General features: G+C 72.1%; 8 protein-coding genes. All 8 read left to right on the top strand.

Annotated features, from left to right (window positions below; all coding sequences use genetic code 11):
• Window positions 1-152: 152 nt before the first annotated feature.
• From AD72_RS29010 to AD72_RS28975, 8 genes are read left to right on the top strand one after another with little or no spacing between them, the layout of a single operon-like run.
• Window positions 153-1160 carry an LLM class flavin-dependent oxidoreductase gene (locus AD72_RS29010; RefSeq protein ID WP_031469810.1) on the top strand — a complete coding sequence of 336 codons (1008 nt, stop codon included), beginning with the start codon at window positions 153-155 and terminating at the stop codon, window positions 1158-1160.
• A gap of 32 nt (window positions 1161-1192) precedes the next feature.
• Window positions 1193-1630, top strand: a complete 438-nt coding sequence (locus AD72_RS29005; protein WP_031469809.1) for a nuclear transport factor 2 family protein — start codon at window positions 1193-1195, stop codon at window positions 1628-1630.
• A gap of 2 nt (window positions 1631-1632) precedes the next feature.
• A complete protein-coding gene (locus AD72_RS29000; RefSeq protein WP_231645016.1) occupies window positions 1633-2448 on the top strand; it encodes an alpha/beta fold hydrolase in 816 nt (271 codons plus the stop codon).
• Window positions 2445-3383, top strand: a complete 939-nt coding sequence (locus AD72_RS28995) for a DUF1028 domain-containing protein (protein ID WP_031469807.1) — start codon at window positions 2445-2447, stop codon at window positions 3381-3383. Before AD72_RS29000 ends, AD72_RS28995 begins: the two co-directional genes overlap by 4 nt.
• Window positions 3380-4543: a M20 family metallopeptidase gene (locus AD72_RS28990; RefSeq protein WP_031469806.1), complete on the top strand. Its 1164-nt coding sequence runs from the start codon at window positions 3380-3382 to the stop codon at window positions 4541-4543. The genes AD72_RS28995 and AD72_RS28990 overlap by 4 nt, the downstream gene beginning before the upstream one ends.
• Window positions 4544-4552: 9 nt before the next feature.
• Window positions 4553-5650, top strand: a complete 1098-nt coding sequence (locus tag AD72_RS28985; RefSeq protein WP_037347694.1) for an S-methyl thiohydantoin desulfurase family protein — start codon at window positions 4553-4555, stop codon at window positions 5648-5650.
• A complete protein-coding gene (locus AD72_RS28980; RefSeq protein WP_031469804.1) occupies window positions 5647-6960 on the top strand; it encodes a hydantoinase/oxoprolinase N-terminal domain-containing protein in 1314 nt (437 codons plus the stop codon). Before AD72_RS28985 ends, AD72_RS28980 begins: the two co-directional genes overlap by 4 nt.
• Window positions 6957-8549, top strand: a complete 1593-nt coding sequence (locus AD72_RS28975; RefSeq protein WP_031469803.1) for a helix-turn-helix domain-containing protein — start codon at window positions 6957-6959, stop codon at window positions 8547-8549. The genes AD72_RS28980 and AD72_RS28975 overlap by 4 nt, the downstream gene beginning before the upstream one ends.
• Window positions 8550-8655 lie beyond the last annotated feature (106 nt).

Below are 8655 nucleotides of genomic sequence, written 5' to 3'. Positions count from 1 at the left end.
TATTGGGAGACACGCTGTAGGCGCGAACCGGGCGGCGTGCACACCCGCGCGGACCGAGATTCGTGCGCCATGGCCGAAGCGGGTACGGGGCACCGGTTCATAGCATCGAGCGATCCGTTGCGATTCCGGTCTCCGTACGACAGGAGTTTCCCATGGCGCACCCCGTTCGCAGCCGACTCGGTGTGCTGCTCGGCAGCACCACACCGCCCGAGCAGATCGGTGCGCAGGCCCGTGCGGCGGAATCCGCCGGCTACGGCGAACTGTGGATCCCGGAGGACTATTTCTTCCTCGGCGGGGTCGCGGGTGCCGCGCTCGCACTCGGCAGCACGGCGCGGATTCCGGTCGGGATCGGCGTGGTGTCCTCGGTCGTCCGGCATCCGGCGCTGCTGGCCATGGAGATCGGCACCCTCGCCCGCGCCTATCCGGGCAGGCTCATTCCCGGCATCGGGCACGGGGTGCCCGGCTGGACCGCGCAGATGGGGCTGACCCAACGGTCGCCGATGAGCGCGCTGCGCGAGACGCTGACCGGGGTCCGGGAGCTGCTTTCCGGGAAGACGGTGGACGAGGACGGCCGGTTCGCCACCTTCCGGCAGATCGCGATCACGCACCCGGTTCCGGACGGCGTGCCGCTGTTCACCGGGGTGCTCGGGGACAAGGGCCTCGAACTGACCGGTCAGCTCGCCGACGGCCTGCTCGTCAGCGCGCTCGCTCCGGTCGAGTACGTGCGTGCCGCGCGGGCGAAACTCGATGCGGCGGCGAAGGCGGCCGGACGCGAGCAGCGCCTCGGGATCAGCGTGCTCGCGGCGGCCAACATCACCAGGGATCCGGACCGGATCGCTGCGGCCCGTGCGGCGCTGCGGCCCGTACTGGCCTTCTACCTCGCCGCGACCGGGCCGACCGCGCTGTTCGGCGCGGTCGGGGTCAACGAACAGCTCGCGGACATGCTCGCCAGGGGCGGGGCCGAGACGGTGGCCGCGGAGATGCCCGAGGAATGGCTCGACGTGTTCGGCATCGTCGGCGATCAGGACAGCGCCCGTGCGCGCATCGGGGAGTACCTCGACGCCGGTGCGGACAGCGTCGTGCTCGCCACCGTCGTCCCGGAAGGGGCCGAGGAAACCCTGGCCGTCACCGGCGAACTGACCCGGGAATTCACCCACTGAAAAGGCAGTGAGCACCGAAAAGGAGAACCGCCATGAGCAGTGACCTCGAACAGATTCTCGATGTGCACAAGGGTTGGTACGAAGCCAATATCGGCCTGATCGCCGAGAAGATGCTGGCGTATTTCCCGGTCGGGGACGGATACCACCAGTTCAATCTCAACGGCCACACCTACAACGGCGTGCTGGACAAACACCGGTTGTGGGTCAACTCCGCGAAGATCGGGCTGACCATCACCGCGATCGAGGACACCGTCGGGCCGGATGTTCAGCTTTTCGGGGATGTCGCGCTGCTCACCGCCGAAGGCGTGGCCGATCTCGTCATGACCACGGGAGCCGATCCGGTGCCGACTCCGTTCCGCACCACCGAGTTCTTCCGCCGGGACGATGGCAAGCAGAACCCGGAATGGCGGATCTGGCACATGCACGTGAGCGTGACCGACAAGCAGATGCCCAAGTACGGGACGGAATGAGCATGGCGCCGGACCGGGTGCGGATCGCGGGCGATGCGGGGACGCTGTCGGTGCTGCGCGTGGGCGTGGACCGGCCGGGAACCCCGCTCGTGCTGCTGCATCCCATCAACTCCGCCGCCGTGGTGTGGACCGAGGTCGCGGCCGCCATGGATCGGCCGGTGCTGGCCGTGGATCTGCGCGGGCACGGGGAATCGGTGCTGAGCGGTCCGTTCACCGTTGAAGAGGGCTATGTGCCGGATGTGCGCGCCGTGCTCGACCAGCTCGGCCTGGCGCGGGCACATTTCGGCGGCGGTTCGCTCGGCGGAACCATCTCGGTCGCCCTGGGAGCCCTTGCCCCGCAACGGGTCGCGAGCGTCACCGCGTTCGGATCCACGCTGGGCACCGGTGTTCCGGACGAGGCGATCGCGGCCATGGTGACCGAGCTCGAGGAGAAGGGCACGGCCGGATACTTCGCCGACCAGGTGCGCCAGATCGTCGGCCCGGCGTACCGGGAATCCGCGCACATCCGGACCGTCATGGCCGAGGCCGTCGGCGAGCGGCCGGAAAACGTGGTCGCGCAAATCCTGTACGGCGCCTTCGGTGCCGATATCCGGGCAATCGCGGGAAATCTCGCGGGTTCCGGGATTCCGGTGCGCGCGGTGACCGGGTCCGCGGATCCGACCTGCCCGCCCGCGATGTCCGCGGAACTGGCCGAGGTCACCGGCGGCACCGCGCTGACCCTGCCGGGAGTAGGTCATCTGCCGATGCTCGAGGAACCGGAGCGGGTCACCGAAATCCTGCGGGAGAACATCGCGCGAGCCGAGGACGTGAATCGGTGACCTACTCGATCGTCGCGCGCGATCCGGCCACCGGCGAGCTCGGAGTCGGTGCGCAGACCCACTTCTTCGGTGTCGGCGCGCTGTTGCCCTGGGCCGAGGCGGGGGTCGGCGCGGTCGCCACCCAGGCCTTCGTCAACGTCGAGCACGGCCCGCACGGGCTGGAGTTGTTGCGGGCCGGGGTATCCGCATCGTCCACAGTGGACACGCTGGTGGCCGGTGACCCGGACTCGGCGTATCGCCAGCTGGGCGTGGTCGATGCCGTGGGCTCGGTCGGTACGCACACGGGAGAGTCCTGCGCCCCATGCGTCGCGGTGGCACGGGGCACTCAGGTCACCGTGCAGGGGAACATGCTCGCCGATCCGGATGTGTGCGCCGCCGCGCTGCGCGCCTTCGAGGCCGAAGAGGGTGACCTCGCGGACCGGATCCTCGCCGGTCTCCTGGCCGCGGAGGCCGCGGGCGGCGATGTGCGCGGTTCGCAGTCGGCGGCGTTGCGCGTGGTGTCCGGGAACCGTGGCCCGGCCCCATGGAACGAGGTGCGCACCGACCTGCGGGTGGATGATCACCCCGATCCGGTCGGTGAGCTCGCCCGGTTGCTGCCGCGCTCCCGGGCGTTCGGCGTGGTCGGTTCGGTGATGTTCGCCCGCGGACTGACCCTCGGCCCGTTCACCGGGATCGGGCCGGATGAACTGGACGAACGGCTGCGTGCGCTCGCCGATGCCGCGCAGGTGATCGGGCCGGACAACCGGGAGGCCGACTTCTGGCGCGCGGTGCTGCTCGCCCGCGCCGGACGGGCAGCGGCGGCGGCCGAGCTGTTCGCCGAGGTCACCGCGCACCGCGCGGAGCTGCTGCGGTTCGCCGAAAACCTTGCCCCGCTCGGATTTCTCGACGAGGAAGCGCTCGCCGCGCTCACCGAACACGCCAGGAGGGCCCCATGAGCGTCGATGCGGCTGCGGCCGCGGTGCGCGCGGACCGGGTGACCGAACTCGCCGCGGAGCTGATCCGGTGCGACACCAGGAATCCGCCCGGCGGGGAATGGCCGGTGGTGGAACCACTGCGGGCCGTACTGCGCGAACTGGGCGCCGAGGTGACGATCTTCGAACCCGAACCGGGACGCCCATCGGTGCTCGCCCGGCTCGGTTCGGGGGACCGGCCGACCCTGCTGGTCAACGGGCACACCGATGTGGTTCCGGTGGTGGCCGGGGACTGGTCGCTGCCGCCGTTCGCCGGGCAGGTGCGAGACGGGCTGCTCTACGGTCGCGGTGCCTGCGATATGAAAGGTGGGATCGCCGCGGCAGTGGAGGGAATGCGGGCCTGCCGGGATGCCGGAGTGGCGCCGCCGTCCGATATCGCGTTCCACTTCGTGGCCGATGAGGAGACCGGTGGCCGGGCCGGGACCGAGGCACTGGTCGCGGCCGGGCTCGCGGAGGCCGATGCCGCGATCGTTCCCGAACCCAGCGAACTGCGGGTGAGCGTCGCCGAGCGGGGCGCGCTGCTGGTGGAGATCCTGGTGCGGGGACGCGCGGCGCACGGCAGCGATCCCGCGGCCGGGCATTCCGCCGTCGCCGATGCCGCGCGCATCGCATCCGCGCTGCACGAGGCCGATTTCGGGACCGGGGAGCATCCGTTCCTCGGCACGCCGACCGCGAACGTCGGCACGATCTCCGGTGGCACCGCGGTCAACATCGTGGCCGCCGAATGCCGGTTGCGGGCCGATCGCCGGGTGCTGCCCGGGCAGAACAGGGAGCAGGCGCTCGCCTCGCTGGCCGCGGTGATCGAGTCCGCGGGTGCGTTCGACTACGAGATGACCGTGCTCGCGTTCGCCGAGGGCTCCGAGCTCGATGCCGCGCACCTGTTCGTCACCGAGGTGCGCCAGGCCGCGGAGCACGCGCCGATCCGGGGCCTGTACCTCGGCACCGACGCCCGGTTCCTGCGCAATGAGCTCGGCATTCCCTCCGTGGTGTACGGGCCGGGATCGATGAGTGTCGCGCACGCAGCCGACGAGTACGTGCCGGTCGCCGAACTGGCCACGGCCGCGCGCACCTTCGCCAGGCTGTACGCGAGTTTCCGCGGCGCGGGCGGTGGCCGTGCCGGGTAGGGTTCCGGGATGGAACAGCTCGCCGAGGAATGCGTCGCGGACGTGGTTCGCGGGGCACTGCATTTCGGCAGCGGCGGTGGCGGTGATCCCTATCTCGGGCAGCAACTGGTGGTCGCGGCGATCCGGCGGCACGGTCCGATCCGGCTGGTGACCCCGGAGACGCTGGCCTCGGACGCACCGGTGCTCCCGGTGGTTTCCGGGGGAACCCCGGTGGCGCTGACCGAGAAGGTGCACGGCACGCTCGAGGCGCGGACCCTGCGTTCGGTAGTGGAAGCCCGGATCGGCCGGGAGTGCGCGGCGGTTCTTCCGGTGCAGCTCGGCAGCGTGAACGTGGCCGTCGCGCTGGCCGTCGCGGCCGAGCTCGGGCTCCCGTGCCTGGACGCGGATCTGATGCGGCGCACCTGGCCCTCGATCGACATGACCCTGCTGCGCCTGTTCGGGTACTCCGCCGCGCCGATCACCGTGGTCGGCGGGGCCGGGGTGGTCGCGGAGTTCAGCCACGGCGCGGACGCGGTGCTCGGGGAGCTGCTGCGCGCCGTCATGCCCGGGCTCGGACTCGTCGCCCTGATCAGCGCGTACCGGGTGACTGCCGGGGACTGTGCCCGGTTCCGCGCGGGCGGCTCGATCAGCGACTGCGCCCGGATCGGTGCGGCACTCGCGGAGGTGGACCCGGCGCGGGAGGACGGATTCGAGCCGTATCTGCGCGCCTGTGGCGGACGGCTGGTGTGTTCGGGAACCGTCGCCGAACTCGTGCAGCGCTACGGCGAGGGCGCACCGCGCGGCGTCGTATCCCTGCGCACCCCGGAAGGCTTGGTGCGCCTGGATTTCCAGAACGAGAACCTGATCGTCGGCCGGGAAGGCGCGGTGCTGGCCACGGTGCCGGACCTGATCGGCATCGCCGACTCGGAGACCGGTGCCCTGCAGCAGACCGTCGACCTCGTCACCGGGCAGGAGGTGCGGGTGATCACCGGCCCGGTCGATCACCGCTGGCACACCCCGGAAGGCCTGAGGATGGTGGGACCGCGGGCCTTCGGCTACCCGGTCGACGCGGTCCGGTTCGACGGCGCGGTCCCGGCGGGGCAGGGACGATCGGTGGAGCAGGGATGAGCGGGCTGCGCGTCGGCGTGGACGCCACCGCGGCGGTGGCCCTCGACGATCGGGACCGGATCCGCGCGGTGCGGCACGGGGACACCCCGGCACGGATGCTCGAGCAGCTGCTCACCCGGGACATCGAGGCCGCGGCGATCGACCGGGTCGTGGCGATCCTGCCCGATCCCGAGCTCGCCGAGCTGGACGCGGGGGCGCGCGTGGCGGTGCTGCGCATCGGTGCCCCCGCGACGACCGCGATACCGCCACTGGCCGCCTGGCCCGTCCGCGAACGCGCGATGCTGGCGGGACCGGTGACGATGGTGCGCGGCGGGCACGAGTACGACGGGCGGGTCTCGGCACCACTGGACCTGGCCGCGGTGACCGAATTCGCGCGCGGCTGCGCGGGAATCGCCGGTGCCGTCGCGGTCGCGGGCGTGCACGGCCTTGAGTACCCGGAGCACGAACGGCGCGCGGCGGCCGTGCTCGCCGAACAGCTGAACGTGCCGGTGATCCGTGGCGGGGAGACCGAAGCGCTCGGCTTGCTTGAGCGGGAGAACACCGCCGTCCTCGATGCCGCCATGGCCGCGGCGGTCGATGCCCGGATCGGCGAACTGACCGCCGTTCTCGGCGCGCGGCAACCCGAGGCGGAACTGTTCGTGCTTCGCGGGGACGGGACGGTACTGCCCGCCCATTTGGCACGGCGCCACGCCACGGCGTTGATCGGTGCCGCGCGGGCCGCCGCGCTGCACGGTGCGGTCCGGTTGGCGGGAACGGGTTCGGCCGTCGTCGTCGATGCGCGTTCGGAGGCCGCCGTGGTGAGCCGCGTTCGGGACGGATTGCTGCCCGGAGCGGGACGGCTACGGGAGATCGCCGGTGTCCGGACCGGGGTGCGCACGCCCCGGCCGGTCGTGGTTTCCCGGCGCCAGGCCGGTTTCCCGGAACGGCTGCGCGCCGCGCTCGCCCGCACACGGGCCGGTGATGATGAGCTTGCGGTGCTGGTGCTCGGTGAGCTCGCCGAGGAGATCGCGGGGGTTCCGGTGACCCGGCCGCCCGACGGCGAACTCGCCGCGGTGATCGGTGCCGCGACCGCCGAGGCCGCGGGTTCGGTCGACCGGATCTTCTGGCAGGGCGCGGGGGACCGGCAGGAGAGCGCGAACCGGGCGAGGCGGCTGGCCCGCGATGCCGCGGTGCGTGCCGGTGCCGATCCGCGCACACTCCGCGAGACACCGGTGCGCGCGGCCCTGACGACCTATGTCCCCGTCCCCGCGGCGCGCCTGCAGGTGACCGCGATCGGGGCGCCGCTGCGACCGGCTCCGGTGACACCATGAACTCTGTCCCGATCACCCTCGGCCAATTGCTGGAACTCGGCCTGCTTCCGGGACACGAGGTGCTCGGCGGGGCGAGCGGACTGCACCGGCCGGTCCGGCTCGTCGTCGTCGGCTCGGACGTGCACGAGATCCCCGAGCTCGCCCCGGGAAGTGTCGCCGTGTTCGGCAGGGATCAGCTCGTCCTCGACGATCTCGCGGTGGATCTCGCGGTCCGGCTGGCCGGCAGCGCCGGTCTCTCCGGCATCATCGCCGCGCACCCGAGGCGGCGGATTCCGTTCGTCACCACTCGGCTCGCGGATCGGCTCGCCCTGCCGCTCATCGGTGTGCCGGAGATCGCCCCCGCGGCGGTGGTGACCGCGTTCGAGCCGTATGTCCGTGCCCCCGAGATCGCCGGGCTGAAGGTGCTCGGCGAGGTGGCCCGCCGATTCCAGCGTCCACCGGCCGACGCGCAGGCGCTGGTGTCCGCGCTGACCGCGGCCGTGGGTGAACCGGTGGCCATCGTCGATGCGGAATCCCGTCTGCTCGCCGGTGATCCGGCGGTGCACGCGCTGCTCGACGGCGAGGCGGTGCGGCTCGGGGAACGGCATCCGGTCGCCGCGACGACCGGGACCGATGACGAAGGGCTGTTGCTGCATCCGGTGCAGGCCGATCCGAGCGGGCCCGCGGTCTGCTGGATCGTGGTGCACCGTCCGCGATTCGGCACCGGGGTGCTGCTCGAACCGGTGCGGAACGCGATCGCGATCGCCGCGCTGTCCTTCGCCCTGCACGTGGCCGGTGAGGCGGTCCTCGCCGAACGCGAACACCGGCGCCGTTCCCTGCTGCTCAACGAAATCCTCGAACAACCGGAGGAGCTGGGCAGCCGGAGCGTCGAGCGGGCGACCGCGCTCGGCTGGCGGCTCGCCGGATGGCACACCGCGGTGCAGGTGCAGGTCTCGGCGCTGCCCGCGGCCGTCCGGGGTTCCGCGCTCGGCACCGAACTCGAGGAGCGGTTCGCCGAGCACGGGATGCCGGTGACACCGGTGGAACGCGCCGAGGGCTGGGTGTTCTGGACGACGAGCGAGGCAGCCGCCGACCCGGCCGATCCGGGACCGCTGATCGGGCGGGTGGGGCGGACCCTGGCCGCCATCGAGGCGGAACACCCTGGGCTGTGGTTGTGCGCGGGCATCGGCGGTGCGCATCCGGGTACCGCGGGGATCGGCCGCTCCGCCGAACAGGCGCGCCAGGCCGCCCTGCTCGCGCGCACCGCGCACCGCCCGGCCGCCGTGGAACACATCGACGCGGCCAGCCCCCGGCGGCTGCTCGCGGGCTGGTACGGCACGGCCGCGCTGCGCGGGGCAGCCGCCGAACTGCTCGCCCCGCTCGATGCCGTCGACCCGTCCGGCATGCTGGTGCGCACCCTGCGCTGCTATCTCGACTGCCGGTCCTCGGCCAAGGCAGCGGGGGCCGTGCTCGGGATCCACCGCAACACGGTCATGCAGCGGATGGACCGGATCGCCGAGCTGTTGCCCGCCGACCTCGAGGACCCCGACGACCGGCTGGCCGTGCACCTGGCCACCCGTGCCGTCGGCGTGGATTGGGACGAGTCCTGACCGGATCGCGTGGTTGCCCGGATCCGATAGTTGCGCTGCGCCCTTCCGGGCACCGGGAACAGGGCGCTGCGCCCACTGACGGGCGCCGGATCCGTATCTAGCCTCG

The organism is Sciscionella sediminilitoris, assembly GCF_000737195.2.
Lineage (GTDB): Bacteria > Actinomycetota > Actinomycetes > Mycobacteriales > Pseudonocardiaceae > Sciscionella > Sciscionella sediminilitoris.
This window is presented reverse-complemented; position numbering and strand designations above follow the sequence as displayed.

Excerpts from the sequence above, each read along its gene's own strand:
- AD72_RS29010 (WP_031469810.1), top strand. The coding sequence starts at position 153 with ATGGCGCACCCCGTTCGCAGCCGACTCGGTGTGCTGCTCGGCAGCACC.
- AD72_RS29005 (WP_031469809.1), top strand. The coding sequence starts at position 1,193 with ATGAGCAGTGACCTCGAACAGATTCTCGATGTGCACAAGGGTTGGTAC.
- AD72_RS29000 (WP_231645016.1), top strand. The coding sequence starts at position 1,633 with ATGGCGCCGGACCGGGTGCGGATCGCGGGCGATGCGGGGACGCTGTCG.
- AD72_RS28990 (WP_031469806.1), top strand. The coding sequence starts at position 3,380 with ATGAGCGTCGATGCGGCTGCGGCCGCGGTGCGCGCGGACCGGGTGACC.
- AD72_RS28985 (WP_037347694.1), top strand. The coding sequence starts at position 4,553 with ATGGAACAGCTCGCCGAGGAATGCGTCGCGGACGTGGTTCGCGGGGCA.
- AD72_RS28980 (WP_031469804.1), top strand. The coding sequence starts at position 5,647 with ATGAGCGGGCTGCGCGTCGGCGTGGACGCCACCGCGGCGGTGGCCCTC.
- AD72_RS28975 (WP_031469803.1), top strand. The coding sequence starts at position 6,957 with ATGAACTCTGTCCCGATCACCCTCGGCCAATTGCTGGAACTCGGCCTG.